This is a genomic window from Xanthomonas sp. BRIP62411, assembly GCF_003993525.1.
GTDB classification, from domain to species: Bacteria; Pseudomonadota; Gammaproteobacteria; order Xanthomonadales; family Xanthomonadaceae; genus Xanthomonas; species Xanthomonas euroxanthea.
Genome location: NZ_QEZI01000005.1, coordinates 19,107 through 44,278, shown reverse-complemented (window position 1 = coordinate 44,278; position 25,172 = coordinate 19,107). Strand labels below are relative to the sequence as shown.

Genomic DNA, 25,172 nt, shown 5'->3' with positions numbered 1-25,172 from the left:
ACGGCCGCCCGGGGTGATGCCATGCGGGTGGCCAGGTTCCGGCAGTGGTGCCTGTCTGCCTGGCCGACGCAGCACGCCCATTCCGGCAGTTTGGGGCACCTGCGGCCGATCCCTGTGCGCCCTTGGTGCGGCAGTGGTTGGTGCGGGCTATTCCCGGTGGCTGCCGGGGCGGATCATCGGGCAACAAAAAAGGCCCGATCGTCAGATCGGACCTTCTGTGTTTGGCTGCCCCGGATGGATTCGAACCACCGATGCCTGAGTCAGAGTCAGGTGCCTTACCGCTTGGCGACGGGGCAATAAAACGTGTTGGGCCAAGATTATTGCATGCCTGTGAGCGCATGAACACCTTGGTGGCTATGGGTGGACTCGAACCACCGACCCCAGCATTATGAGTGCTGTGCTCTAACCGGCTGAGCTACATAGCCTAGGGAGCCGGCAATTCTTACCAAGCGCTCGCGTGTTGTCAAGCATTTCGTTTTCAGCTTGTGAGCCGGCCGTCGCCGTGGCAGAGTCGGTGACAGTAGATTTTCAGGAGTCCGCATCGTGATCGATCCGGACGGTTTCCGGCCAAACGTCGGCATCGTGCTGATGCGAGAGGATGGTCAGGTGTTCTGGGCACGACGTGTGCGCAGGGACGGCTGGCAGTTCCCGCAAGGTGGCATGAATACCGACGAGACACCCGTGGAAGCCATGTACCGCGAGTTGCGCGAAGAAACCGGGTTGTTGCCCGAGCATGTCGAATTGCTCGGTGCCACCCCTGGATGGCTGCGCTATCGCCTGCCGAGCCGGGCAGTACGGCGCAATGAGCGTCAGGTCTGCATCGGCCAGAAGCAGGTGTGGTTCCTGCTGCAGTTCACCGGCCACGAATCCCATCTCAAGCTCGACCACACCGACACGCCCGAGTTCGATCACTGGCGCTGGGTGGATTTCTGGTACCCGGTCGAGCATGTGGTGATGTTCAAGCGCGGGGTCTATGCGCGCGCGCTGCGTCATCTGGCTCCACTGGCGCAGACCATTGCCGGCTCGGCGGCGGTCGGGGTGATGCCCGAGCGTGCGCTGGAGGCCTGGTTGCCGGGCAGCAGTGCGGCCGGGCACGACAGCCCGCGCAAGCGTCCACGCAAGCGGGGCGGGCCTCGTGCGGTTCGGATTAATAATGATTAACGTTTGGAATTGACACCTATTCTCGTTTGCGGTGGAATCAGTGCCGGTCCTCTCCGGATCGCCAGCACCCGACCGATACCGTGTACGTCTGCATCTGTAATGGGGTCACCGACCACCAGATCCGCGAAGCGGCCGAGAATGGCTGCGCCAGCCTGGCCGAGCTGACCATGCGCACCGGCTGTGGTTCAAACTGTGGGTCGTGCCTGGAGATGGCGGGCGATGTATTGAGCCAGGCCCATGCGAGCCGCGCGCTGCCCTTGCCCATGCTGGGGCTTGCCAGCGCTGCCTGAGCATTCTCCGGCGCGTCCGCGCGTCGTCGATGACAGGTTGACGGGGCTGGTGGGTGCATTGACGCCTTCCTGGTGCCACCCGCGCCACTGGCGTCGACAGGTCGCCTTGCTGGCCTCCGGCCATGCGCTCGCTCCGGACCGTTGCGGTCATCGGTCAGTCCGCCGCTGGTTCCCTCCGCAGTCCGCAGCGACTGCTCGACGCAGATCGATAGAGCTCCGCTCCCGCGACAGGCCGTACGACGATCCAGCCGGGAGCGGGCAAGCGTCCCGCAACTGATCACGATTCGCGTTCCTTCATGCGCCGCGGCAACGCGCTACAGTGCGGCCGGCTCACTGTCTCGGAGACATCGCATGAAGGGCGATACCAAGGTCATCGAGTACCTCAACAAGGTGCTCTACAACGAACTCACTGCGATCAACCAGTACTTCCTGCACGCCAAGATGCTGAAGAACTGGGGCCTGAAGGAACTGGCCGAGCATGAGTACAAGGAATCCATCGACGAGATGAAGCATGCGGACAAGCTGTCCGACCGCATCCTGTTTCTCGAAGGACTTCCCAATTTCCAGGCGCTGGGCAAGCTGCGCATCGGCGAGAACCCCACCGAGATGTTCCGCTGCGATCTGGCGCTGGAGCGTGAGGCGGTTGCCGTGCTGCGCGAGGCCGTGGCCTATGCGGAGACCGTCAACGACTACGTGAGCCGCCAGCTGCTGGTGGACATCCTGGAGTCGGAAGAAGAGCACATCGACTGGCTGGAAACCCAGCTGGATCTGGTGGCGCGCATCGGCGAGCCGAACTACCTGCTGACCAAGCTGGACGACTGAGGGCCGCTGACCGGGCTGCAGCGCTGCCGGCAGGCGGCGCGTTGATGGGTGGCGTCGGCTCACTGCATCCTGGCTCTTTCTGCCGCCGGGCCTTCGGCCTCTTCCATCGCGAGAACAACGCCGGCGCGCATGAGGTCATGAGCGGTCGGCGTGGCTGTCGCTGCCCGGAAGCTGCATGTACCACGCGCACGCTCTTGCTGCGAGCGCGTCCTTGGCACCCGACTGACAGCCGCTGCCACGGTTTGTTGGCCGCCCTCAGTTGGCGGCGCGGGCCTTGGTCTGCAGGCGGGCGACCTGGCCGAGCAATGCCAGGCGGGCGCGTGCGTATTCGGCGATGACCAGGGCCACCATCACCGAGGGGCGCTCAATGGTGCCGGTACGCGCGGCCAGTTCGATCCGGCGCGCGGCATTGGCCAGCGCCTGGGCGCCGACGTTGGCGCTGGAGGATTTGAGCGTATGCGCCAGATCGCGCAGCTGCATGCTGTCGCGGTTGGTGGCCGCGGTTTCCAGGCGTTCGATCATGCCCGGCGCATCTTCCAGGAACAGCTGCAGGATGGTGATGGTGTCCGCGCCCGCCACCTCGTACAGCTCATCGATCACGCTGTTGTCCAGGATCGGCAAGGCGCGCGCCTGCGCGGCGCTGCTGGCGCTTTCGGGGGCGGCTGCGGCCTGGCTGCCATGGGGCGTGCCGGCTGGCAGCGGTTGACGCGGCAGCCAGCGTTGCAGGCAGGCGTCGAGCTGCTCGCGGGCCACCGGTTTGGACAGGTAGTCGTCCATGCCGGCAGCCAGGCAGCGCTCGCGATCGCCGGCCATGGCGTTGGCGGTCATCGCCACGATCGGGACCGGACGGCCGCCGCTCTCGGTCTCCATCGCGCGCCAGCGGCGGGTGGCGGCATAGCCGTCCAGCACCGGCATCTGGCAATCCATGAAGACCATGTCGTAGCGGGTGGACTCCATGCTGCTCAGCGCGGCGTCGCCATCGGTGGCGGTGTCGGCGTCGAAGCCGAGCACGGCCAGCAGCTTCTGCGCGACCAGCAGGTTCACCGGGTTGTCTTCCACCAGCAGGATGCGCACTTCGCGCGTATTGGCCAGCGCCGGTGCCATCGGCTCGGGAATCATCGCCGCGGCCAGCGTGGTGGCGGGGGCCGGCGTTGGATCGGGCGGCAGCACCAGCGAGCGCAGGGTCTCGTCCGGGCTCTGGCGCGGCACCAGGGTGGCATGGTCCTGCAGCTCGGCAGGCACCGGCTCGTCGCCATACAACCAGATCAGGCGCGCGCCACCGAGGTCGTCCGGGCGCGCAAGTGCGCGATGCACGGCGCGCGCGCTGTAGCGCAGCGTGTCGTGGTCGGCAATGACGCAGCGGAAGCCTTCGCCGTCGCTGTGGCGACGCACCCGTTCCAGCGCTTCCTGGGTGGTCTCCATCAGCACATGCGACACCCCCCAGCCGTCGAGCAGGCGCTTGAGACGTTGCGACAGGCGTGTGTCGGAGCTGATCACCATCACCCGGGCGGCATCGGCGCCGCTGTTCTGCTGCAGGTCGCCGATGACCTTGAGCAGCGGAATCTCGAACCAGAACGTGGCGCCGCGCCCGGGCTCGGACTCCACGCCGATGCGGCCGCCCATCAGGTCGATGATGCGCTTGCAGATCGCCAGTCCCAGGCCGGTGCCGCCATACAGGCGCGTGGTGGAGGCGTCGGCCTGGGCGAAGGAGCGGAACAGGCGCGCCTGCTGATCCGGGGCGATGCCGATGCCGGTATCGCGCACCTGGAAGCGCAGCAGGTGCTGGGCGCGGGTTTCGCCCAGGCGGCGCAACTGGATGTCGACGCTGCCGCGCTCGGTGAACTTGATCGCATTGCCGATCAGGTTGCCCAGCACCTGGCGCAGGCGGATCGGGTCGCCGCGCACCAGCAGGCGCACCGATGGCTCGATATCCAGCCCCAGGCGCAGCTGCTTGCCTTCGGCGGTACGCTGCAACAGCTGTACGACGCCGTCGAGCAACTCGCGCAGGTTGAAGGTGGTGATCTCCAGTTCGAGCTTGTTGGCTTCGAGTTTGGAGTAGTCGAGGATGTCGTCGACGATGCGCAGCAACTGCAGCGAGCTGCCGGTGGCGGTCTGCAGCATGTCGCGCTGGTCCAGGCTGAGCTGGCCGCTGGAAATGAGCTCCAGCATCGGGATGATGCCGTTGAGCGGGGTGCGGATCTCGTGGCTCATGGTGGCCAGGAATTCGCCCTTGGCCAGCGTGGCGGCCTCGGCGGCCTGCTTGGCGCGCAGCAGTTCCTGTTCAAGCTCGCCGTGGCGCTGCAGCTCCTGCTGCAGGCGCTCACGGACGACGTCGGCCTCTTCCAGGCGTTGCGTCAGGGCGTGCTGGGCGCGCGCGCTGCGGTAGCCGGCAGCTGCGGCACACAGGCCGAACCCCACTGCCAGCGCTGCAGCGGCGGCCGTCACCGTGCGCCACGGCCCGTCGATGGCCGACCACTGCAGGCCCGCACCCAGCGCTGCGACCAGCGCAGCCAACACGGCCAGGCCGCTCCAGGCGCGGAGGCCTCCTGCCCGCGCTGTCACTCAGAGCACCGCGTTCGTGAAGTCGAAGTCCAGTTCCTTGCCGACCGTCTGCACCAGGTTGCCCTGGATGAAGTCCACGCCACTCATCCACATCGCCGCGGCCGACTGCGGGTCCTCGATGCGTTGGCCGATGATCAGCAAGCCACGCTGATGGGCGATATCGATCACGCCGCGCAGTTCGTCGCGGACTGCCGCATTGCCATGGGCATCGGCGAAGCGGTTGGCCATGCGCACGAAGCTCAGCGGCAGCTGGCTCAGCAGCGCGTTGGCTTCGTCGCCGGGCTCGAACTGGCTCAGGCAGAACTGCACGCCCGCCTGCATCAATCTGGCGCAGAACTGCTGCACGGTGACTGCGTGGATCAAGGCATCGTCCAGGCGCAGGTCGACGATCAGCGATTGCCCGGCCACGCCGCGCTCGACCAGCGCCTTGAGCAACCAGTCGGCGAAGGCATCGCGCGCCAGCGTGCGCGGCGACTGCGACACGAACAACCGCAGCGGCGGGTGGGCGTGCTGGTACAGATGCAGCAGGCCGAGCGCGTGGTCCATGACCTGCTGGTCCAGGTCGGCGATACGTCCGGCCGCTTCGGCGGCGGGAATCACCTGGCCGGCCGACAGCAGCGTGCCGTCGGCCTGGCGCAGCCGCAGCAGCACCTGGTATTGCGCCGTGTCGCCACCGGCCACCGCCACGATCGGTTGATACGCCAGTTCGAGCTGGCCTTCGACCAGGCGCAGCTGCTCCTGTTGTTCGGCCTGGCTGGGGGCCAGGTAGGTCTGCACGCCGTCGCTGCGCAGGCGTGCCTGCAGCGCGGTGCGCTCGACCGCTTCCAGCGCGCTGCCGGTATCGTCGAAGCCCAGGCCCAGCGGTGCCACGCCGATGGCGCAGCGCACGTGCACCGATTCTTCCTCGCGCACCGGGAAGGCATGGGCCGACAACCGCTGGCGGATTTCCAGCGCCTGCTGTTCCAGGCTGGATTCGGGCATGTCCACGCCCAGCAGCAGGAAGCTGTTGTCGTTCAGGCGCGCCAGCGGATACGGCTGCGCGGCACTGGCCAGGCGATGCCCGGCCTGGGTCATCAGGCGCTCATAGGCGGCATAGCCATAGCGCTCGCGCAAGCCGAGCGCGCTGGCGATTTCGATGAAGAACAACCCGCCGGTCTGCTTGCGCGCCAGCGCATCGGCGAGCAGTTCCATCACATGGGCACGTGTCGGCAGGCCGGTCTCCGGATTGCTGCGCACGTTGACCTGTTCACCGACCTGCTGCAGTGCCTGCTGGCGTGCGCGGCGGATGCGGTTGGACACCGCGGCGATCAGGTGACGCGGGCGGATCGGCTTGGTCAGGAAGTCGTCGGCGCCGCTGTCGAGCACTTCGAACTGACGCTCCGGATCCGGGTCGCCAGTGAGGAAGACGATCGGCAGCAATTGCTGGCCGGGCTGCTGGCGGATCAGGGTGGTCAGGCGGATGCCGTCCAGCTCGGGCATGTGCAGATCCATCAAAATCAGATCCGGGTGGTAGTCCTGGATCGCCTGCGGCACGCTGGCGGCGGTCATTTCCACCTGCGCATGCATGCCGGCACCGTGCAGCACGCTCTGCGCGAACAGCGCCTGCGAGCGGTCGTCCTCGACGATCAGCACGCGGTACGGTGCATCGGCGGCCATGGTGTCGTCGCCCTCGCGCGACGCCGAGACAGTCGCCAGCGTCGGCGCTGCAGCCGTCGCTGGCGCACTGCCGCCTGGCGCGACGGCCTGGGCTGGTGCCATCGGCAGGATCGATGCGGGTGCGGCAGCGGGCGCGGGAATGATGGCGGCAATCACGGGCTCTGCCGGGTTGGATGCCGCTGCGGCCTCGTCGGCCCAGCGGCGCCAGTAGTCGGCCGGCGGTGTCTCGGCGCGCAGTGGACGATTACGCGTGGCGGTGTCGTCACGGGTGAAAGGAACCGGATCTCGGGCGGCCATCAATACTCCCTGCAGTCGCGATGATTATGCGATGAACTTCACGATAGCGGGGAGCGACGTGCAGCCGGCGTGGTGGCAGGGCGCATCGGCGCAACCAGCCGCCGCATGCCCCGCCACAGAAATCGCCACACCCACCAGACCACCAGCGTAGCGAGCACGCTGGAGCCCACCGCAACACTGAGTGCCAGCCATGGGTGCGCCAGTGCCAGCGCCAGGGCAGTGGTGGCGATGGTGTCCTCGGCCAGCGAGGCGACCCAGTTGCTGGCCGGTTCCGGCGAGGTGTTGAGCAAGGCGCGGGTGCCGGCCTTGAGGGTGTGGCTGGTCAGCGCCACGCCGGCGCCTGCGGCCAGCACGCCGGTGCTCAGGTCACCGTCCGGCGACAGCGTGGCCGCCGCCAGGAAGGCGCCGGCGGGCACCCGTGCCAGCGTCTGCAGCAGGTCCCAGCCCGAATCCACGCCGGGGATCTTGTCGGCGAAGAACTCGGCCACTGCCAGTGCACCGGAGGTGCCCAGCACCCACCACGACTGCGCCGGATGCAGGGCCGGCGGCAGCTCGATCCAGCCGAGCAGGCCGGCCAGGCCGACACCGAAGACGGTGAGATAGACACGGATGCCGGCCAGCCAGGCCAGCAGGATGCCGATCACGAACAGATGGGCTTCGCTCATGGCGTTGCTTCCTGCGAACAATGCGGAACTATCGGATAACCGCGGTCCAGCGCCAGCACGATGGTTGCCGACGCTCTGGCACACTACGCCGCCCATGACTGCGCCGGCCCGTCCGGACCCGATGCCCATGCGACCAGCCGCACGCGTTCAGATCGTCCAACGTGACTCCGGCGGTGGCCGTTCCGGCGGCCGCTGGCGGTGGCTGGTGATCGCGCTGGTGTGGCTGGCATCGCTGGGCGGGGCATGGTGGATGGCCAGCCGTACCGCTGCGCCGCGCCTGGTCGAGGCCGAGGCGGCGTTGCAGCAGGCGCAACGCAGTCAGGCCCAGCAGCGTCGGCAGATTGCGCAGTTGCAGCAGCGCCAGGTCAATCTGGAAATGTCCGACAAGATCAGCCGCGCCGCCAACACCGAAGTGCAGGCCTCGCTGGCCGAGCGTGACGAGCAGATCGCCGCACTGCGCGCGGATGTGGCGTTCTACGAGCGCCTGGTGGGCTCCACCGCGCAACGCAAGGGGCTCAACGCACACTCGGTGCAATTCAGCGCAGAGGCCGGCGGCACCTGGAACTACAGCGTGGTGCTGACCCAGAACCTCAACCGCGGCGCGATCAGCCAGGGCCAGCTGCGCTTTACGGTGGAAGGCGTGCGCGCCGGCAAGCTGGTCACGGTGAACTGGAACGAGCTGCACCAGAAGCCGGATGCGGCCGGGCAGGCCTACTCGTTCCGCTATTTCCAGCAATTGGACGGCAGCGTGATCCTGCCGAAGGATTTCACTCCGCAACGTGTCAAAATCACCCTGAGCGGCGACGGGGCGCCGGTCAATCAGACATTCGACTGGAAAGTCGCCGGGAGTGGCGCGGGGGAGTAGCTCATGTTCGGAAACAAATCCAACCGTGGTGCGCAGACCGTGGTCGATACCTTGATCGGGCCGCAGGTGGTCATCCGCGGCGACCTGGTGTTCAGCGGCGGGCTGTATGTGGAAGGCCGCATCCTGGGCAAGGTGATCGCCGAAGACGGCGCCGGCGCCATCTTGACGGTGGCCGAGCAGGGCAGCATCGAGGGCGAGGTACGCGCGCCGGTGGTGATCATCAACGGCCAGCTGACCGGCGATGTGCATGCGGCCGAGCGGGTCGAACTGGCCGCCAACGCGCGGGTGCAGGGCAATGTGCATTACCAGGTGGTGGAGATGAGCGCCGGTGCGCAGCTCACCGGGCGCCTGATCCATGCCGCCACCGCCGGCGCGACCGCCGCGTTGCCGGCGCCGGACGCCGGTCGTGCCGAGCCCGCCAAGGCCTTGCAGGCCGAGACTGCCGAGGCCTGAGTGCGTGGCCTGCGGCTGAAGCGGGGTGTCGGGTTTGGCAGGCAGCGCTTGAAGTGGGGCCGCCTGGCCCCCATGCTGACGCCATGAGCACGCTCGTTTCGCTTCCCACCGCCGCCCCGGCCCCGGACTACCAGTCCATCGACCGGCCGCTGAACTTTTCCGTGGCCGCCGCCAGCAAGGTGCGCGAGCTGATCCAGGAAGAAGGCAACGCCGAGCTGGCGTTGCGCGTCTATATCCAGGGGGGCGGCTGTTCCGGCTTCCAGTACGGCTTCGAGTTCGACGAGAACCGCGCCGAGGACGACCTGGCCGTGGCCACCGACGGGGTGACGCTGCTGGTCGACCCGCTGAGCCTGCAATACCTGATGGGCGCGGAAGTGGACTACACCGAAAGCCTGACCGGGGCGCAGTTCGTGATCCGCAATCCGAATGCCAAGACCACCTGCGGGTGCGGCAGCAGCTTCAGCGTCTGAATCGGCGCGGTTGCCGGTGTTTGAGGCGCGGGCGATCTGCTGCGTGCAGCGTTTCCATGTTCAGCGCGGCGTGGTGAGTGCGGTAGCGGCATAAGTGCGGCGACAGGGCCGCATGCGGTACGTCGCCTGTGCATTGCGGATCTCTTGGACGCGATGCATGTCGCGCGACACCAACACCGATACCGATACCGTTTGCCGGGCGCAGTCAAACGCCGAGCGATGTGCGCCACGGACCGCGCAGACGATCGCCACCGGGACGAATGCCACGGGGTGGTATGGCGCCACGCGCCATCGATATGCATGTCTAACGCGCTGTAAACATTTGCGTGCTGCGGGTTTCGCCATGCGCGCGCAAGCTTCGTGCGCGTGAGCTGGAGCGCGTGCGGCGATGGCCATACTGCACGCACGCCCAAGCGCCGGTGCCCGGACATGCTCGCTTCATTCATGCATCGCGTCTTGTCTTGCCTGACACACGCGGGCCTCGCCACTGCGCTGAGCGAGCGTGCCGCGCGCGATGCCGATTCCACACCATGGCGCAGTAAGCGCATCGCCACGCGTGCGTACGTGGATCGGGCAGCTGATCCCGCTCCTTTGTCGCGCCGGCTCCCCCGCCCCTTGCATCCATCCATGAGAGAACGTCTCACCATGTTGCAGATCAGAACCCGATCGGCGTTTGGCCTGCTGGCCATGCTTGGCATCGCCAGCGCAGTGCTTGCACCCGGTGCGCAGGCGTCACCCGCGCGCGGCAGCTTGCTCAGCAGCAATTTCCTAACCAGCTACACCCGCGATGCGATTGCCGCATTGCTCACCGCCGAGCCGGCGACCGAACAGCCCAGATGCAACGTGCGCGTGGCCGAGTTCACCTATGCCACCGTCGGCGTCGATGGCGAGCCGGCCACGGCGTCGGGCGTGGTGCTGATTCCGGGTGGCGAGCGTTGCACCGGTCCGTATCCGTTGCTGGGCTGGGGGCGGTCGACCGCGACGCTCCGCAACGAGGAACAGGCCAAGGACATCCGTGATGCCAAGGGGAACGACCCGCTGGTCACCCGTTTGGCCAGCCAGGGCTATGTGGTGGTCAGCAGCGATTACCTGGGGCTGGGCAAATCCAGCTACGGTTTCCATCCCTACCTGCATAGCGCATCCGAGGCCAGTGCGACGATCGATGCGCTACGCGCGGCACGCAGCGTGTTGCAGCGGCTGAAGACGCCGTTGTCCGGCAAGGTGATGCTGTCGGGGTATTCGCAAGGCGGCCATGCCGCACTGGCAACCCAGCGGGAAATCGAGGCGCATCTGTCCAGCGAGTTCCATCTGGTGGCCAGCGCGCCGATCTCCGGGCCCTACGCGCTGGAGCAGACCTTCGTGGACAGCTGGAGCGGGAGCAACGCCGTCGGTGAAAGCAGCTTCGGCATCATTCTGGGCAGCTACGCGATCGTCGCGATGCAGCACACGTATCGCAATCTCTATCTGGCGGCCGGGCAGGTGTTTCAGGATCCGTGGGCGGCCAGGGTCGAGGGGCTGTTCCCCGGCAAGCTGGGCCTGACCGATCTGGTGCTGGGCGATAGGCTGCCCGGGATCGATCAGCTCAAGGTGTATTTCCAGCCCGGCTTCTACCGTGACTTCGCCAGCAACCCGGACAATCCGTTCCGCAAGGATCTGGCACGCAACGACGTGCTGGACTGGGCGCCGCAGACGCCGACGCTGCTGTGCGGTTCGTCCAACGACGCGACCATCCCGCTGAAGAATGCGGTGACCGCCATTGCCGGTTTCAAACGCCGCGGCAGCACCCAGGCAGCGCTGGTGGACATCGGCAGTGGCGACCCCAACGACAACTCGGCTTTCGTGCATCTGACCACCAATGAGCCGTGCATCGTCGCCGTACGGCATCAGCTGCTGGACAAGCAGCGCTGAGGCCTGGATGGTGAGGCGCTGCCAGCGCCGATGATCGGTCGCGTCCCGGGTCCGCCTGGACGCGTCACGCTCCGATCGAGGCCTTGTCGCTGTTGCAGGCGACAAGGCTGAGCATGCCCGGATTCGACCTGGTTGCCGCAACGCCGTGCCGATCGCGCGTGCCCTGCCGTGCGGCGCAGCGCGCAATGTGACGCAGTCAGCACCGTCGGCGAGCGCGGGCCCGTGGCAACGTCTGAACGCGCGCCGCCAGCCGGGCCTGCATCCGTGGCGCGCCGGTTGCAGGCGATGCCGATTATCGGCAGGCTTGCGCCGATGTCAGAGCCTTCCTTTTCCGCCTCCGGTTTTGCCTTCACCCACGCGCCGCTGGATCGCGGCGATCTGCTGCGTGACGATGCTGCTGCGCTGGCGCGTCTGTGGCCGCAAGGCCGCGTGCTTCTGCTCGATGCCAAGGGCACCGCGCTGGCCGATGCCGATGGCCAGCCGCTGCTGATGGACGGCGCCGCGCTTGGCGAAGCGCCGGACGGAGCGATCTTTCTGGGGCTGCGCGATGAGGTCGGCTGGTTCTGCCTGCCGTCCGATGTGCCGGGTGTGGAAGCGCCGCAGCGCATCGACCTGCGCCAGGCCGCCGCCGACTGGCCGGCAGACGTCTCCACCGCGTTCGCCTACGCGCGCGCGATGCTGCACTGGCAGTCGCGCACGCGCTTTTGCGGTGTCTGCGGCGGGGCGATTGCATTCCGGCGGGCCGGCTTCATCGCCCATTGCACGCAATGCCAGACCGAGCATTACCCGCGCGTGGATCCGGCCATCATCGTGGCGGTCAGCGATGGCGCGCGCTTGCTGCTGGGGCGACAGGCGAGTTGGGCGCCGGGGCGCTACTCGGTGATTGCCGGCTTTGTCGAACCCGGCGAGTCGCTGGAGCAGACCGTGGCGCGCGAGGTGTTCGAGGAAACCCGTGTGCAGGTGCAGGACTGCCGCTACCTGGGCGCGCAGCCGTGGCCGTTCCCGGGCGCGTTGATGCTGGGCTTCAGCGCGCGCGCTGCGGCAAGCGAAGTGCCGCAGGTCACCGGCGAACTGGAAGACGCGCGCTGGGTCAGCCATGCCGAGGTCACCGCGGCACTGGCCGGCGACGGCGAGATCGGGTTGCCGCCGCGTATTTCCATCGCGCGCGCGCTGATCGAGCATTGGCATCGCGTCCATGGCTGAGCCGGGGCGAGCGGCGCAGCGCACGCAGATCGGGTGCGCGTGCAGCGGCTCGGCTAGACTCGGCTGAGGAGGCCCACCCATGTTCACCACCCTGGTTGCTGTCGTCGTCGCACTTGCGCTGGGCCACCTGGCGCCCGCCCAGGTGGCGCGGCTGCGGCGTTTCGAATGGTTCGGCCAGTGGCTACGCCGGCTGGACAGCCATGCGGCCGGGCGCGGTGCCTGGCAGGGGCGTTATGGCGTGCTGCTGGCACTGTTGCCGGCCCTGCTGGTAGTGGTGCTGCTGCAATGGCTGCTGGACGATGTGTGGCGCGGGTTCTGGGCCTTGCTGTTCGGCGTGGCGGTGCTGGCCTGGACCTGGGGACCGCGCGATCTGGACCGCGATGTGGAAGCGGTGATCGATGCCGACGCGCCGGCGTTGCGGCGTGAGGCCATCTCGCACCTGCAGGCCGCCGGCGGCAGCGTGCACGAAGATGCGCCGTCGCTGGTGGAAGCGGTGGTGGTCAACGGGCTGCGGCGCTGGTTCGCAGTGCTGTGGTGGTTCTTGCTGCTGGGGCCGTTCGGTGCGGTGCTGTACCGGCTGACGGCACTGGCGGTGGAAAGCCCGCTGTCGGTGCTGCTGCCGCCGCGCAACCTGGCCGGCGCGCGCTGGCTGCTGGCCGCGCTGGAATGGCCGGTGGCGCAGTTGATCACCGTGTCGATGGCGCTGGTGGGCAATTTCGACACGGTGTTCCGTGCCTGGCGTGAAGCGCATGGCAATCGGTGGTCGCTGGAGCCGCATTTTCTCGGTGCGGTGGCGCGTGCCAGCGTTAGTGCCGAACTGCGCGAAGAAGCGCACGACTACACCGATGCAGGGCTGGTGCCGGTGTGGCGCCGCCTGCCGGAAGTGCGCGATGCGATGAGTCTGGTCTGGCGCGTGCTGCTGCTGTGGATGGTGGTGCTGGCGTTGCTGGTGATCGCCGGGTGGGTGCGTTAACACCAGGCCCGATTAGAGGCAGTTAATCACCTGTGCAATCGGTGATAGAAAGCTCAAGAGCATCGCCATTGACGTCCACGAAGAGCCGGCTTCCATCTTCGAACTGGATGACGACTTCGCCAGGTCGGTGACGTCTAACAGACTTAACAATCTTTCCGACTAGTAGCTCAGTGGCGTGCTCGGATTCTTGCTCTAAGTTCACAGATTTGATCCTTGCGGTCTAACCCGGCGCCAGCAAGGTAAACGGGTACCACGGCAAGTTTCTGGCAATCCAATACATCGGCAATGCCCATAACCAGAACTTCGGCTCGGACATGACGGCAACCACCGGTGCGAACCAGCGCGCGCGCCAACCGGCCTTCCAGGCGATCAGGCCGGGCAGGGTGCACAGGCCGAGTACGGCGGCCGGGTTCATGGCGAAGGCGCCGGGCAGATCGAAGTGCACCAGCGCATACAGCGCGCGGGTCATGCCGCAACCGGGGCAATAGCAGCCGGTCACGGCACGGAACACGCAGGGCGGGAACGGGCTGTTGCTCGCGTTCGGATCAAAGCGATACAGCAACGACACGCCGAGAGCGGCCACGCTGGTGGCCGCCCCGAGTCCAAGCCAATGGCGTGGACGCAATTCCATTACTGCATGTGCTGCAACTGCTGCATGTAGTCCATGTAGCCCTGCATGCCGCCGGTGGCGACCACGCCGATGTTGATCAGCAGGCCGATCACGGCCAGCACGCTGGTCACGATGCACCAGGTCTTGGCGGTGTTGGAGGCACGCCGTGCGCCGTCGATGTCGCCCTGGTTGAGCAGGCCGTTGACCTTGCTGGAGAACACGATCGCCACGATGCCGGTGATCAGGGCCGGGCAGCACAGGCAGAAACCGAGCACGGTGGAGACGATCGCCCAGATCAGGTGATTGGGGACCGGGCCGGGTGCGGCGCTGGACGAGGGATGGATCGGCGGTGGGATGGCACTCATGGTGAAGCTCCTTGGGTGGTAAACAACAGCGAGATGTTGCAGCGCGTGGGGAAGGCAGCGATGGGCCGCGCAGGCAGCGTCCGCCGGTCACGGCGAACGCGTCTGACACGGTGATGTGGCGTACGGCGACTTCCCCCGGTCCTTCTTGTCGCGCCCGCTAGGCGAGCGCGGCGGCAATACGTGCAATGGCGCACAGGCTACTCGCGGCGCGCGACGGACGCAAAGCCCACGCCGGCCGCACTCATGGCTGATCCTGGCGCAGTGCACGGACCTGCTGCTCGAGCAGCGCGGCGGTCGCCGCGTCGCCGGGAACCGCTGGGCCGGCGGCCACTTCGATATGCGCGCGGATCCGGCGCGGCACGCGCATGCGGCCCAGGCGGGTGTCGCGGCGGCTCCACATGCTCGACCACATGCCGCGCAGTGCCATCGGAATCACCGGCACCTGGCGGCGCTGCAGGATCTTTTCCACGCCCGATTTGAACGCTGCGATCTCGCCATCCCGGGTCAAGGCGCCTTCGGGGAAGATGCACACCAGTTCGCCGTCGGCCAGCGCCGCGTCGATACGGTCGAAGGCCTGCTGCATCAGCGCGGGATCTTCACGCGCGCCGGCGATCGGGATCGCCTTGGCGGTGCGGAATATCCAGCGCATCACCGGGATGCGGAAGATCTTGTAGTACATGACAAAGCGCACCGGGCGCGGGATCACCGCCGACAGGATCAGCGCGTCCATGTAGCTGACGTGGTTGCACACCAGCAGCGCGGCGCCTTCCTCGGGCACATGGCGGTCGATCTCGCGTGCGCGCAGCCGGTACAGCACGCTCACCAGCACCCAGCTGAGAAAGCGCATCAGGAACTCGGGCACCAGGGTGAAGATCCACAGCGCCACCAGCGTATTGGCCAGCGCCAACGCCAGGAAAACCTGCGGAATGCTCAGGCCCGGCAGCGGAATGCGCACGCCCAACAGCACCAGCTGCGGCAACTGCAGCGCGATGCCGATGATGGCGGCGGTGACGATGAACAGCGAATTCTGGATGTTGAGCCCGGCGATCACGCGCGAGAGTTCGGCCTTGGGCGTGCGGCTCTGGATCAACGCGAATAACGGCACCACGAACAGACCGGTGAACAGGCCGATGCCGACCAGATCCACGATCAAGCGCACGCTGCCGGCCTGCTGCACGAACTGGCCGATCGACAGATCGGTGGCGGGCGCAGCGCCCGGGCGTGCGAAATACAGGTCCAGCAGGAAGGCGCTGATGCCGAACGCGCCCAGCGGTACCAGGCCGATTTCGACGGTGCGCCCGGACAGCCGCTCGCACAGCAGCGAACCGACACCGGTGCCGATCGAAAACAGCGCCAGCGCGAACACGTACAGATCCTGCTGCCCACCAAGATTGACCTGCGCATAGGTGGGCAGCTGCGCGGTCAGCACGGTGCCGACGAACCAGAACCACGACACCCCGAGCACGGCGTTGCGTACCGCCGGCGTGCGCCGGGTCAGGCGCATGATGGCGCGCGATTCGGGGATCGGGTTCCAGTTGATCTTCAGCTCGGGCGCGCCGGCGTCGACCTTGGGCACCAGCCGCGCGACCAGGTTGCCGGTGACGGCAATGGCAATCACCGCGGTGGCTGCGGCCTCCGGGCCGTGGCTGCCGGCGATCTGGAAGATCAGCCCGCCGAAGATCATGCCGCACAGGATCGAGATCGAGGTGCCCATCTCGACCAGGCCGTTGCCGCCGGTGAGTTCCTCGGGCTTGAGCACCGAAGGCAGGATCGAATACTTCACCGGCCCGAACAGCGTGGACTGCAGGCCGGTGCAGAACAGCGCAATCAGCAGGATCACCATGTTCTCGGTGAGAAAGCCCACCGCCGCCAGCGACATGATCGCGATCTCCATCGTGGTGGTGATCACGATGAGCTTCTGCTTCTCCAGCTTCTCGGCGATCTGCCCGGCCAGCGCGGAGAACAGGAAGTACGGCAGGATGAACAGTGCCGGCGCCAGATTGGTGTACAGCGTGCGCTGCGCCGCATCGATGCCCAGGTAGAACAACAGGCCGATGATGGCCTGCCGGTAGACGTTGTCGTTGAAGGCGCCCAACGCCTGCACGGCGAAGAACGGCAAGAAGCGGCGCTGCCTGAGCAGGGCGAACTGACTGTGACCGGACATGCAGTTTCCTTTGCGAACGCGCGCAGCCTAGCAGGCTTCCACGGCGGGCTGGTGCATGCCGCTACGCGCGGCGCGGCGTGCGTGCCGATGGCGCGGGCCGCGCGGCCTGGGCGCGCAGCAGCGCCACGAAGGCGCGTGCGGCCGGGGTGGGGTCGGGCCGCCACACCGCATAGGTCGAAAAGCCGAAGCGCTCCTTCAGTGCAACCGTCACCACCCCGCGCATGGCCGCGGCCATGGTCTGCGGCACGATACCCACGCCCAGGTCGGCGGCGACCAGTTCGCGCATCAGATCGGCGTGGGTGACCTCGTATTGCTGGCGTTGCCGCAAACCGGCCTGCGCGAAGGCCGCATCGACGATGCCGCGCACGCCGGCGCCGGCGATCAGCCCGGCCATCGGTTCGTCGTCCAGCTCGGCCAGCGCCACCCGCTTGCGCGTGGCAAAGCGATGGCCGGGCGCCACGATCAGGGCCAGGGCCTCCTCGTGCAGCAGCAGCCGCTGGTCGGGCACTGCGACCTGCGGGCCGACGCCGACCAGCGCCACGTCCAGCCGGCCTTCGCCCAGGTCGTGCAGCAGGGCCTCGCTCATGGCGGTGCGCAGGTGCACGTCCACCCGCGCATGCGCGTTGCGAAACGCGCGCAGCAGCGCCGGCAGCTGCACGGTGGTGAGCGAGGAAATCTGCCCCAGCGTGAGCTGGCCACGCACCGTGCCCAGGGCCTGGGCCATTTCCTCGTGCAGGCGCTCGGCCGCGCGCAAGGTGGCGCGGGCGTTGTGCAGGAATACCTCGCCGGCGGCGGTGGGCCGCACCTGACGGGTGCCGCGCTCGAACAGGCGTGCGCCAAGGGTCTGCTCGATCTTGGCGACCTGGTGGCTGAGCGCCGATTGCACGGTGTTGCAACGGCGCGCGGCGGCGGTGAAGCCGCCTTCCTCGGCCACGGCCACGGCGAACTCCAGTTGGCGCAGGGTCAGCATGCGATCTCAAAACGCGATGGACACAGTGAAAACAATACATTGGAAAGATGCCGCGTCGCTGCCCACACTGCGCCCACTCCTTCAGCAGGCACCTGCCATGACCGTCGAACCGATTGCCCACCCGCCATTGCCGCGCCGGCTGGTGTTGCTGATGGCCGCCGCCACCGGGCTGGCGGTGGCGAGCAATTACTACGCGCAGCCCTTGCTGGAGACGCTGGCGCAGGCGTTCGGGATCCAGGTGCGCAGTGCCGGCGCGGTGGTGACTGCCGCGCAGCTGGCCTACGCGGCGGGGCTGCTGTTGCTGGTGCCGCTGGGCGACCGGCTGGAGCGGCGCGGGCTGATCGTCGGCCTGTTCGTGCTCAGTGCGCTGGGCCTGCTGGTGAGCGCCGTCTCGCACAGCTTCGGCATGTTGCTGGCCGGCACGATCGTCACCGGTGCCAGTTCGGTGGCGGCGCAGATCCTGGTGCCGTTTGCCGCGACCCTGGCCGCCCCGCACGAGCGCGGGCGGGTGATCGGCACGGTGATGAGCGGCCTGTTGCTGGGCATCCTGCTGGCGCGCACCGCGGCCGGGGTGCTGGCCGGTGTTGGTGGCTGGCATACGGTGTACTGGATCGCCTCCGGCCTGTTGCTGGTCACCGCCTGGCTGCTGTGGCGCGGGCTGCCGCGGCACCCGGGCAATGCGCAGCTGTCGTATCCGCAGCTGGTGGGCTCGGTGCTGACGCTGCTGCGCGACGATGCGGTGCTGCGCGCGCGCGCGGTGCTGGGCGGGTTGATCTTTGCCGGCTTCAGCATGTTCTGGACCACGCTGGCGTTCCTGTTGTCCGGGCCCGCCTATGGCTATGGCACGGCGGTGATCGGGCTGTTCGGCCTGATCGGTGCGGCCGGCGCACTGGCGGCCAACCGTTCCGGTCACTGGTCCGACCACGGCCATGGCGACCGCGTCAGCTGGGGCGGGCTGGTGATGCTGCTGCTGTCATGGGGATTGCTGGCGTTTGCGCCGCAGTCGATCGCGCTGCTGATCGTCGGCGTGCTGCTGCTGGATATCGCGGTGCAAGGCGTGCATATCGCCAACCAGAGCGTGATCTACCAGCGCAATCCGAACGCACGCAATCGCATCACCTCGGCCTACATCACCTGCTACTTCATCGGCGGTGCGGTGGGCTCCACGCTGGGCACGGCGGCCTATGCGCAGGCCGGCTGGAACGGTGTGGTGATCGGTGGGGCGGTGCTGGCGGTGGCCGCGCTGGGCTGGGTGGGACTGAGCGTGGCGCGCAAGCAGTGGAAGTAGGCGCAGCGGACGGAGCGACGCCGCAGGCGTTGGACGGGCGTGGCCCGGACGTGCATCGCATGGCCCGGCATCGCGCTTGCGTGCGGACGCAGGCGTGCCTGCTGCGGTGTCCAGGCGCACCGACAACGGTGCGCTAGGCCTTGGTGGCCGCCAGCCGCGTTGGCGTCTCTGTGGGTGCCGTCGTGACCGCCAGGGCCGCGGCACGCAGCTTGGGCAACAGCCGCAGGGTCAGTGCCAGCTGGTCGCGTACCAGGCGCTGCTTGGGCGGCAATTGCACGGCGTGCTGTTCCAGCGCTTCGGCGGTGGCGATTTCCTGGCTTTCGTCGTGCACCGGCAGCGGCTGGCGTTCGCGCAGGGCGGTGGCGATTTCGCCCAGCGCGCGCTGCAGGTAGTCGCCGGCCTGCGCGATGGCGGGATCGTGTTCGCCATCGAGCGCGGCGCGATGGGCGCCAAGCGCGGACAGATAGCCGAGCAGGGTGTTGGACAGCGCCAGGAAGCGGAAGCCGGCGTCCAGGTTGCGCCGATAGCGGCCCGGTTCGCGCAGCATGTTGGACAAGGCCACCGACAACGCGGCATCGGCGTTGTGCATGTCGCGCCGGGCGATGCGGTAGGGCAGGTCGTCGCGCATGCCGCTGGCGTATTGCTCCAGCACCTGGGCCAGGTAGCGCGCGCAGCTGGCCAGCACCGTGGCCATCACCTGGTTGAGGCGGCGGCCCTGCCAGTCCGGCAGGATCAGGAACGAGGCGGCCGCGGCGATCGCGCAACCGATCAGCGTATCGATCAGGCGCGGCCAGATCAGCACGAAGCCATCGCCGAGCAGGTTGAAGCAGAACAGCGCCATCACGGTGATGCCGGCGGTGGCCAGCATGTAGCGATCGGTGCGGGTGATGAAGAAGACCAGTGCGGCGGCCAGTGCCAGCAGCAGTTGCACTTCGGTGCCGGGAAACAGCTGCATCAACGCCCAGGTGGCGACCAGGCCGATCAGGGTGCCGGCGATGCGCTGCACCAGCCGCAGGCGGGTGGCGCCGTAATTGGGCCGGCACACGAAGGCGGTGGTGAGCAGGATCCAGTAGCCGTTGTCGGCATGGATGGACTGCATGATGGCGTAGCCGACCACCAGCGCGATGGCCATGCGCAGGCCGTGGCGGAACAGCACCGAACCGGGCGTGAGTTGCTGCATCAGGCGCGCGCCCATTTCGCGCAAGGTATGCGGCGAGGAATCGCGCAGGCGGGTGTCGAGGTTGTCGCTGGTGGAATCGGATTGCGCCGCTTCCGACAGCTTGCGTTCGATGCTCTGCAGGTTGGTCACCAGCAATTCCAGCGCGCCGAGCAGACGTGCGAGGGCGGGGTCGGCACGCGCGTGCAGGTAGTCCAGCGACTGGCGCAGGTCTTCGGTGGCCAGGCGGCTGTTGTCGCCGTAGTCGAATGGCTGGCGCAGGCGGATCGCTTCGCCCAGGGCCGCGCAGGCCTTGCCCTGCAGCGCGAGCAGGCGCTGGCAGCGGTACAGCACGTCGCTGTGGAAGAACGCGTCGGTCAGCGCTTCGTAGGGATAGTGCGAGGAACTGGCGCGCTCGTGAAATTCCTGCGCCATGTAGTACAGGCGGAAATACAGGCCCGACTGCACGCCCGGCCGCCCCGAGCGGCCGAAGCGGCTCATGATCGCGGTCTTGGCGGCGTTGAGCGCGCCGACCACCTTGGCGTTCTGCTCGGCCAGCGCCAGCCGGCGTGCATGCAGGTCGCTCTGCCGCACCGGTTCGAACAGGTCGGCCTTGAGCCTGAGATAACGGCCCAGCTCGAAGAACAGCCGTGACAGTCGCTCGCGCACCGGGCGGTTGGCAAACAGCAGCGTCCACAGGATCGACAGCACGCCGTACCAGGTGGCGCCGATCAGCAGCAGGGCCGCGCCGTGCCAGGCGATCGACGGATCGTGGCTGCCGTGCTGGTCCATGCCGATCATGGCGTAGATCGACAAGGCCACGGTGGCCTGCGCGATCGAGGCGTAGCGCTCGCCCAGCGCGCCGAGCAGGGTTAGCGAAAACGTCGCCACCGCCATGCCGGTCACGAACGCCAGCGGATACGGAAACAGCAGCACCACCGACGCGGCGGCGGCGGCGAAACACAACAGCGACAGCAGCACCGACTTGATGCGGCCCAGCCAGTTGTCGTCGGTCTCGGCGATGGCGCTGGCGATGGCGCCCAGGAATAGCGCCGGCACCGCGGTGAGCTGCTGCCAGTGCCAGCACACGCCCATCGCCACTGCCAGCGCGATGAACACGCGCAGGCCATAGCTGGCCTTTTCATGGGCCCACAGGCGGCTCAGGCGGGTTTCGAAGGAGGGAGTGGCCACGGTCTCTGCAAGGCAAGGTGCCCGGGCATTATTGCCGCAGGCACGCGCCGCCGGGGTGGAGGGCGGCTAATTCTTTGTCAGTAGGGCAGCGTTTGTGCGGATTGGAGCCGATTGCGCGATGACGGTGCCTGCACTGCAGCCCAGTTGCACGTGCCTGCGCGCAGCCGCGTGAGCTGCGCGTCCGGCCAACTGCACGGGCATGTATCGCGCTTGACGACCTTGCAACGTGTGGTTGCGAGTGCTCAGCCCTGTGCGTCGCGCTCGCGGGCGATCGCACGCCAGCCGATGTCGCTGCGATGAAAGGCGTTGGTCCAGTGGATCGGCTGCAGGCCGGCATGCGCGTTGCGCTGCGCCTCCTGCACGCTGTCCCCCAGGGCGGCAACGCACAGCACGCGGCCACCGGCACTGACGACCTCACCGTTGGCATTTAGTGCAGTGCCGGCATGAAACACCTTGGCGGTGGCCGGCACGGCGTCCAGGCCGCTGATGACCTCGCCGGTGACCGGGGTTTCCGGATAGGGCTTGGCCGCGATGACCACGCCCAGCGATGGGCGCGGGTCCCAGTGCGCCTGCGCCTGGTCGAGCTTGCCGTCGATGGCCGCGTCTAGCAGGTCCACCAGGTCCGATTGCAGGCGCAGCATCACCGGCTGGGTCTCCGGGTCGCCGAAGCGCACGTTGAACTCGATCACCTTGGGCGCGCCGTGCGCATCGATCATCAGCCCGGCGTACAGGAACCCGGTGAACGGCACGCCGTCGGCGATCATGCCCTGCACAGTCGGCTCGACCACCTCGCGCATGACGCGTGCATGCACCTCGGGCGTGACCACCGGGGCCGGCGAATACGCGCCCATGCCGCCGGTATTGGGGCCGGTGTCGCCGTCGCCGACGCGCTTGTGGTCCTGGCTGGTGGCCATCGGCAAGGCGTGGGTGCCGTCGACCATGGAGATGAAGCTGGCTTCTTCGCCATCGAGAAACTCCTCGACCACCACGCGCGCGCCGGCATCGCCGAACGCGTTGCCCGAGAGCATGTCGCGCACCGCGTCTTCGGCCTCGGCCAGCGTCATCGCCACGATCACGCCCTTGCCGGCAGCCAGGCCATCGGCCTTGACCACGATCGGCGCGCCTTTCTCGCGCACATAGGCCAGCGCCGCGTCGACGTCAGTGTGCACGGCGTAGTACGCGGTGGGGATGCCATGACGGGCGAGAAAATCCTTGGCGAAGGCCTTGCTGCCCTCCAGCTGCGCGGCCTTGGCAGTGGGCCCGAAGATGCGCAGGCCGGCGGCGTGGAAGCGGTCGACCACGCCCAGCACCAGCGGCACTTCCGGGCCGACCACGGTCAGCGCCACGGCTTCGCGCTGGGCCAGGGCGAGCAGGCCATCCAGGTCATCGACCTTGATCGCCACATTGCGGCATTTGGTTTCGGTCGCGGTGCCGGCATTGCCGGGTGCCACCAGCACTTCGCTCACGCGTGCGGACTGCGCGATCTTCCAGGCCAGGGCATGTTCACGGCCGCCGGAGCCGATGACGAGGATTTTCATTTTAATGCCGAGATTGGGGAGTCGTGATTGGGGATTGGTTGAAGCAAGGCGGAGACCGGAACAGGAGAGACCAGAGCGACGTTGCCACTCCCGAATCCCGAATCCCGAATCCCGGCTCTATCAGTGCCTGAAATGCCGTACGCCGGTGAACACCATTGCGATGCCGTGTTCGTCGGCGGCGGCGATCACTTCGCCGTCGCGCATCGACCCGCCAGGCTGGATCACTGCCTGGATGCCGGCAGCGGCGGCGGCATCGATGCCGTCGCGGAACGGGAAGAACGCGTCCGACGCCATCACCGAGCCGGCCACCGTGAGCCTGGCTTCCTCGGCCTTGAGCGCGGCGATCTTGGCGCTGACCACGCGGCTCATCTGCCCGGCGCCGACACCAATCGTGCGGCTGTCCTTGGCGTAGACGATTGCGTTGGATTTGACGTACTTGGCCACGCGCCAGGCGAACAGCAGATCGCCCAGTTCGGCCTCGCTGGGCGCGCGCTGGGTGACCACGCTCAGCTCGCCCGGCGACATGCCGCGGTTGTCGGACGACTGCATCAGCAGGCCCGAGCCGATCCGCTTGGTGTCGTAGTTGTTGAGGCCGTTGCCGTGCGGGATCTTGAGCACGCGCACGTTGGCCTTCTTGGTCGCGTAGTCGAGCGCGCCGGGCTCGTAGTCCGGGGCGATCAACACCTCGACGAACTGGCGGTCCAGGATGGCTTTCGCGGTCGCCGCATCGAGGGTCTTGTTGAAGGCCAGGATGCCGCCGAAGGCGCTGGTCGGGTCGGTCGCATAGGCCAGCTCGTAGGCATCGCCGCAGGCCGCGCCCACCGCCACGCCGCAGGGGTTGGCATGCTTGACGATCACGCAGGCGGGCGCATCGAACTGGCGCACGCATTCCCATGCCGCATCCGCATCGGCCAGGTTGTTGTAGCTCAGCTCCTTGCCCTGCAACTGCTGGAAGGTGGCCAGCGTGCCCGGCACCGGATACAGGTCGCGGTAGAACGCGCCGGCCTGGTGCGGGTTCTCGCCGTAGCGCAGGTCCATCACCTTGACGAAGTTGGAATTGATCTGCGCCGGGAACGGGCTGCGCGTGGGCACCGCTTCGGCGCTGTCGGCCACGGCCGACAAGTAGTTGCTGATCGCCGCGTCGTACTGCGCCACGCGGTTGAACGCGGCCACCGACAGCGCAAAGCGCTTGGCCGCCGACAGCTGGCCGTCGTTGGCATCGAGTTCGGCCAGCAGCTCGGCGTACTGCGCCGGGTCGGTGGCCACCGCCACGCGGGCGAAGTTCTTCGCCGCGCTGCGCAGCATCGCCGGGCCGCCGATGTCGATGTTCTCCACCGCATCGGCCAGCGTGCAGTCCGCCCTGGCGGTCACCGACTCGAACGGATACAGGTTCAGCACCAGCAGGTCGATCGGCACGATGCCGTGTTCGGCCATCACTGCTTCATCGACGCCGGCGCGGCCGAGCAGGCCGCCGTGCACCAGCGGGTGCAGGGTCTTGACGCGGCCGTCCATCATCTCCGGAAACCCGGTCAGCTCGGCAACGTCGGTGACCGGCAGGCCCGCCTCGCGCAGCGCCTTGGCGGTGCCGCCGGTGGACAGCAGCGCGACGTTGCGCGCTGCCAGCGCGCGGGCCAGATCGACCAGGCCGGTCTTGTCGGAAACGGAGAGCAGGGCCCGGCGCACGGGCAGGAAATCAGAGGCCATTGGTGGGGGCTATCAAGGCGGGGCAGCCGATATTGTAGGCCGCACCGGCGCTTGAATGGGCTCGACCGCCCGTGATGGCGTCGATCCATGCGCTGGCAGGACACTTCCGGGCGCTGCTGCGGCCGATGCCGGGCACGCTGTCTCGCGGCGGCATCGGCGCCAGCCAGGTGATGCCCGCTGCGGCTGCAGCGTCGTTGCTGGTGGCCGCGCTGGTCGGTCGCGCAGGCCATGGCGGCGTGCGCGACCAGCTGGCCTCGGTCTGCGTCGCTGCCAAAGGTGGCGTTCCCTGTGATCTGCGACAGCGGGGCGCGAGTGCGTGGCGCACCTCGGTGCCCGGCTTGCAGCGATGCCGGGCACCCGATGACGCAGACGACGCGCTCCGGCCACAGGCGTGCCAGGCTTCGATCATCAGGTGATGCGTCGCAACGGGCGATACGTTCGACGCTGCGCGAACGTTGCATCGGCCAGGTAGACGGTTGCAACAGTGCCTGCTGCGCGCGTTGCTGACGCGTTGCCTGACGCCCGTCACCGCTGCGGGCAGTCATCGCCACGATGAAACTGCCAACCGTGCATCGCCTGCAGGCGCGAATGGATCACGCACCTTGAATACACTGCATCTCAGTTGCAGCCCCGCACGGCATTGCCGCGTGACGCGGGGACGCCTGTTTTCGCGGGCGATGGCGCTTCATCTGATGCCGGCATGCGTTCGCGACGCGATGCGGTGAGTGCGCGACACGTTCCTTGATTCGGCTTGTGCACTGACGAACACAATCCGGAGCCGGTCGCAGATTGATCAAAAAAACCGGTCCCCGTGCGTGGCGCACCCAGCTGTTCTTCGGGAATGCGCACCTGTCTTCCGCT

Annotated in this window: 20 protein-coding genes, 2 tRNA genes and 1 pseudogene; 11 read left to right on the top strand and 12 right to left on the bottom strand. The window is 67.6% G+C overall.

Going from position 1 to position 25,172, the window contains the following annotated elements; translation table 11 throughout:
• Window positions 1-222: 222 nt before the first annotated feature.
• Window positions 223-296: transfer RNA gene (locus EO139_RS02110), tRNA-Gln, on the bottom strand.
• Between the two features lie 52 nt (window positions 297-348).
• A tRNA-Met gene (locus EO139_RS02105) sits at window positions 349-425 on the bottom strand.
• 118 nt (window positions 426-543) lie between these two features.
• Between EO139_RS02105 and EO139_RS02100 the strand changes: the two genes are divergently transcribed.
• From EO139_RS02100 to bfr, 3 genes are all read left to right on the top strand, one after another.
• Window positions 544-1,161: an RNA pyrophosphohydrolase gene (locus EO139_RS02100; protein WP_024938192.1), complete on the top strand. Its 618-nt coding sequence runs from the start codon at window positions 544-546 to the stop codon at window positions 1,159-1,161.
• An 80-nt stretch (window positions 1,162-1,241) separates the two neighbouring features.
• Complete coding sequence (locus EO139_RS02095; RefSeq protein ID WP_024938191.1) at window positions 1,242-1,451, top strand: (2Fe-2S)-binding protein; 210 nt, start codon at window positions 1,242-1,244, stop codon at window positions 1,449-1,451.
• A 351-nt stretch (window positions 1,452-1,802) separates the two neighbouring features.
• Window positions 1,803-2,273 carry a bacterioferritin gene (bfr, locus tag EO139_RS02090; protein ID WP_005990707.1) on the top strand — a complete coding sequence of 157 codons (471 nt, stop codon included), beginning with the start codon at window positions 1,803-1,805 and terminating at the stop codon, window positions 2,271-2,273.
• A 255-nt stretch (window positions 2,274-2,528) separates the two neighbouring features.
• On the opposite strand, the gene EO139_RS02085 is transcribed toward bfr, so the two are convergent.
• The 3 genes from EO139_RS02085 to EO139_RS02075 are packed head-to-tail and all read right to left on the bottom strand — an operon-like array spanning window position 2,529 to window position 7,453.
• Window positions 2,529-4,796, bottom strand: coding sequence for an ATP-binding protein (locus EO139_RS02085; protein ID WP_164739693.1), 2,268 nt, complete (start codon window positions 4,794-4,796; stop codon window positions 2,529-2,531).
• A 39-nt stretch (window positions 4,797-4,835) separates the two neighbouring features.
• Window positions 4,836-6,788 carry an EAL domain-containing response regulator gene (locus tag EO139_RS02080; RefSeq protein ID WP_164739679.1) on the bottom strand — a complete coding sequence of 651 codons (1,953 nt, stop codon included), beginning with the start codon at window positions 6,786-6,788 and terminating at the stop codon, window positions 4,836-4,838.
• A gap of 38 nt (window positions 6,789-6,826) precedes the next feature.
• Window positions 6,827-7,453, bottom strand: a complete 627-nt coding sequence (locus EO139_RS02075; protein ID WP_126969175.1) for a DUF4126 domain-containing protein — start codon at window positions 7,451-7,453, stop codon at window positions 6,827-6,829.
• 127 nt (window positions 7,454-7,580) lie between these two features.
• Here EO139_RS02075 and EO139_RS02070 point away from each other — a divergent pair, with 127 nt between their 5' ends.
• The 6 genes from EO139_RS02070 to EO139_RS02045 all read left to right on the top strand — a co-directional run bounded on the left by EO139_RS02070 (window position 7,581) and on the right by EO139_RS02045 (window position 13,325).
• Window positions 7,581-8,318: a DUF6776 family protein gene (locus EO139_RS02070; RefSeq protein ID WP_104583527.1), complete on the top strand. Its 738-nt coding sequence runs from the start codon at window positions 7,581-7,583 to the stop codon at window positions 8,316-8,318.
• Window positions 8,319-8,321: 3 nt separating this feature from the next.
• Window positions 8,322-8,771: a polymer-forming cytoskeletal protein gene (locus EO139_RS02065; RefSeq protein ID WP_104583528.1), complete on the top strand. Its 450-nt coding sequence runs from the start codon at window positions 8,322-8,324 to the stop codon at window positions 8,769-8,771.
• A gap of 83 nt (window positions 8,772-8,854) precedes the next feature.
• Entirely contained in the window at window positions 8,855-9,241 is a 387-nt protein-coding gene (gene erpA / locus EO139_RS02060) for an iron-sulfur cluster insertion protein ErpA (protein WP_024938186.1), read from the top strand.
• A gap of 645 nt (window positions 9,242-9,886) precedes the next feature.
• Entirely contained in the window at window positions 9,887-11,149 is a 1,263-nt protein-coding gene (locus EO139_RS02055) for a lipase family protein (protein ID WP_126969253.1), read from the top strand.
• A 312-nt stretch (window positions 11,150-11,461) separates the two neighbouring features.
• Complete coding sequence (nudC, locus tag EO139_RS02050) at window positions 11,462-12,352, top strand: NAD(+) diphosphatase (protein WP_126944622.1); 891 nt, start codon at window positions 11,462-11,464, stop codon at window positions 12,350-12,352.
• A gap of 79 nt (window positions 12,353-12,431) precedes the next feature.
• Window positions 12,432-13,325: a hypothetical protein gene (locus EO139_RS02045; RefSeq protein WP_126969174.1), complete on the top strand. Its 894-nt coding sequence runs from the start codon at window positions 12,432-12,434 to the stop codon at window positions 13,323-13,325.
• A gap of 220 nt (window positions 13,326-13,545) precedes the next feature.
• Here EO139_RS02045 and EO139_RS02035 read toward each other — a convergent pair whose 3' ends face one another.
• From EO139_RS02035 to EO139_RS02020, 4 genes are all read right to left on the bottom strand, one after another.
• The gene (locus EO139_RS02035) at window positions 13,546-13,956 is read right to left on the bottom strand and encodes a DUF2752 domain-containing protein (RefSeq protein WP_126944613.1); all 411 of its coding nucleotides are present in this window, start codon (window positions 13,954-13,956) and stop codon (window positions 13,546-13,548) included.
• Window positions 13,956-14,300, bottom strand: a complete 345-nt coding sequence (locus EO139_RS02030; protein ID WP_104583533.1) for a CD225/dispanin family protein — start codon at window positions 14,298-14,300, stop codon at window positions 13,956-13,958. The genes EO139_RS02035 and EO139_RS02030 overlap by 1 nt, the downstream gene beginning before the upstream one ends.
• Before the next feature lie 241 nt (window positions 14,301-14,541).
• The gene (locus tag EO139_RS02025) at window positions 14,542-16,464 is read right to left on the bottom strand and encodes an MFS transporter (RefSeq protein ID WP_115675822.1); all 1,923 of its coding nucleotides are present in this window, start codon (window positions 16,462-16,464) and stop codon (window positions 14,542-14,544) included.
• A gap of 61 nt (window positions 16,465-16,525) precedes the next feature.
• Window positions 16,526-17,434 carry a LysR family transcriptional regulator gene (locus EO139_RS02020; protein ID WP_126969173.1) on the bottom strand — a complete coding sequence of 303 codons (909 nt, stop codon included), beginning with the start codon at window positions 17,432-17,434 and terminating at the stop codon, window positions 16,526-16,528.
• 97 nt (window positions 17,435-17,531) lie between these two features.
• Here EO139_RS02020 and EO139_RS02015 point away from each other — a divergent pair, with 97 nt between their 5' ends.
• The gene (locus EO139_RS02015) at window positions 17,532-18,722 is read left to right on the top strand and encodes an MFS transporter (protein ID WP_104649175.1); all 1,191 of its coding nucleotides are present in this window, start codon (window positions 17,532-17,534) and stop codon (window positions 18,720-18,722) included.
• 133 nt (window positions 18,723-18,855) lie between these two features.
• Here the strand turns inward: EO139_RS02015 and yccS are convergent, their stop codons facing one another.
• From yccS to purH, 3 genes are all read right to left on the bottom strand, one after another.
• Complete coding sequence (gene yccS, locus EO139_RS02010; RefSeq protein WP_126969172.1) at window positions 18,856-21,069, bottom strand: YccS family putative transporter; 2,214 nt, start codon at window positions 21,067-21,069, stop codon at window positions 18,856-18,858.
• Between the two features lie 242 nt (window positions 21,070-21,311).
• Window positions 21,312-22,607: a phosphoribosylamine--glycine ligase gene (gene purD / locus EO139_RS02005; protein ID WP_126969171.1), complete on the bottom strand. Its 1,296-nt coding sequence runs from the start codon at window positions 22,605-22,607 to the stop codon at window positions 21,312-21,314.
• Window positions 22,608-22,727: 120 nt separating this feature from the next.
• Complete coding sequence (gene purH / locus EO139_RS02000) at window positions 22,728-24,311, bottom strand: bifunctional phosphoribosylaminoimidazolecarboxamide formyltransferase/IMP cyclohydrolase (protein ID WP_126969170.1); 1,584 nt, start codon at window positions 24,309-24,311, stop codon at window positions 22,728-22,730.
• Window positions 24,312-24,385: 74 nt separating this feature from the next.
• Here purH and EO139_RS21610 point away from each other — a divergent pair.
• Window positions 24,386-24,538, top strand: a pseudogene (locus tag EO139_RS21610) (CDP-alcohol phosphatidyltransferase family protein); the annotation flags it as partial.
• Window positions 24,539-25,172: the final 634 nt, after the last annotated feature.

What these genes read in the sequence shown, in the direction of transcription:
- nudC (WP_126944622.1), top strand. Translation starts at nt 11,462, where the DNA reads ATGTCAGAGCCTTCCTTTTCCGCCTCCGGTTTTGCCTTCACCCACGCG.
- erpA (WP_024938186.1), top strand. Translation starts at nt 8,855, where the DNA reads ATGAGCACGCTCGTTTCGCTTCCCACCGCCGCCCCGGCCCCGGACTAC.
- EO139_RS02025 (WP_115675822.1), bottom strand. Translation starts at nt 16,464, where the DNA reads ATGTCCGGTCACAGTCAGTTCGCCCTGCTCAGGCAGCGCCGCTTCTTG.
- EO139_RS02075 (WP_126969175.1), bottom strand. Translation starts at nt 7,453, where the DNA reads ATGAGCGAAGCCCATCTGTTCGTGATCGGCATCCTGCTGGCCTGGCTG.
- purD (WP_126969171.1), bottom strand. Translation starts at nt 22,607, where the DNA reads ATGAAAATCCTCGTCATCGGCTCCGGCGGCCGTGAACATGCCCTGGCC.
- EO139_RS02020 (WP_126969173.1), bottom strand. Translation starts at nt 17,434, where the DNA reads ATGCTGACCCTGCGCCAACTGGAGTTCGCCGTGGCCGTGGCCGAGGAA.
- purH (WP_126969170.1), bottom strand. Translation starts at nt 24,311, where the DNA reads ATGGCCTCTGATTTCCTGCCCGTGCGCCGGGCCCTGCTCTCCGTTTCC.
- EO139_RS02045 (WP_126969174.1), top strand. Translation starts at nt 12,432, where the DNA reads ATGTTCACCACCCTGGTTGCTGTCGTCGTCGCACTTGCGCTGGGCCAC.
- EO139_RS02030 (WP_104583533.1), bottom strand. Translation starts at nt 14,300, where the DNA reads ATGAGTGCCATCCCACCGCCGATCCATCCCTCGTCCAGCGCCGCACCC.
- EO139_RS02070 (WP_104583527.1), top strand. Translation starts at nt 7,581, where the DNA reads ATGCGACCAGCCGCACGCGTTCAGATCGTCCAACGTGACTCCGGCGGT.
- EO139_RS02055 (WP_126969253.1), top strand. Translation starts at nt 9,887, where the DNA reads ATGTTGCAGATCAGAACCCGATCGGCGTTTGGCCTGCTGGCCATGCTT.
- EO139_RS02015 (WP_104649175.1), top strand. Translation starts at nt 17,532, where the DNA reads ATGACCGTCGAACCGATTGCCCACCCGCCATTGCCGCGCCGGCTGGTG.
- bfr (WP_005990707.1), top strand. Translation starts at nt 1,803, where the DNA reads ATGAAGGGCGATACCAAGGTCATCGAGTACCTCAACAAGGTGCTCTAC.
- EO139_RS02035 (WP_126944613.1), bottom strand. Translation starts at nt 13,956, where the DNA reads ATGGAATTGCGTCCACGCCATTGGCTTGGACTCGGGGCGGCCACCAGC.
- EO139_RS02065 (WP_104583528.1), top strand. Translation starts at nt 8,322, where the DNA reads ATGTTCGGAAACAAATCCAACCGTGGTGCGCAGACCGTGGTCGATACC.
- EO139_RS02080 (WP_164739679.1), bottom strand. Translation starts at nt 6,788, where the DNA reads ATGGCCGCCCGAGATCCGGTTCCTTTCACCCGTGACGACACCGCCACG.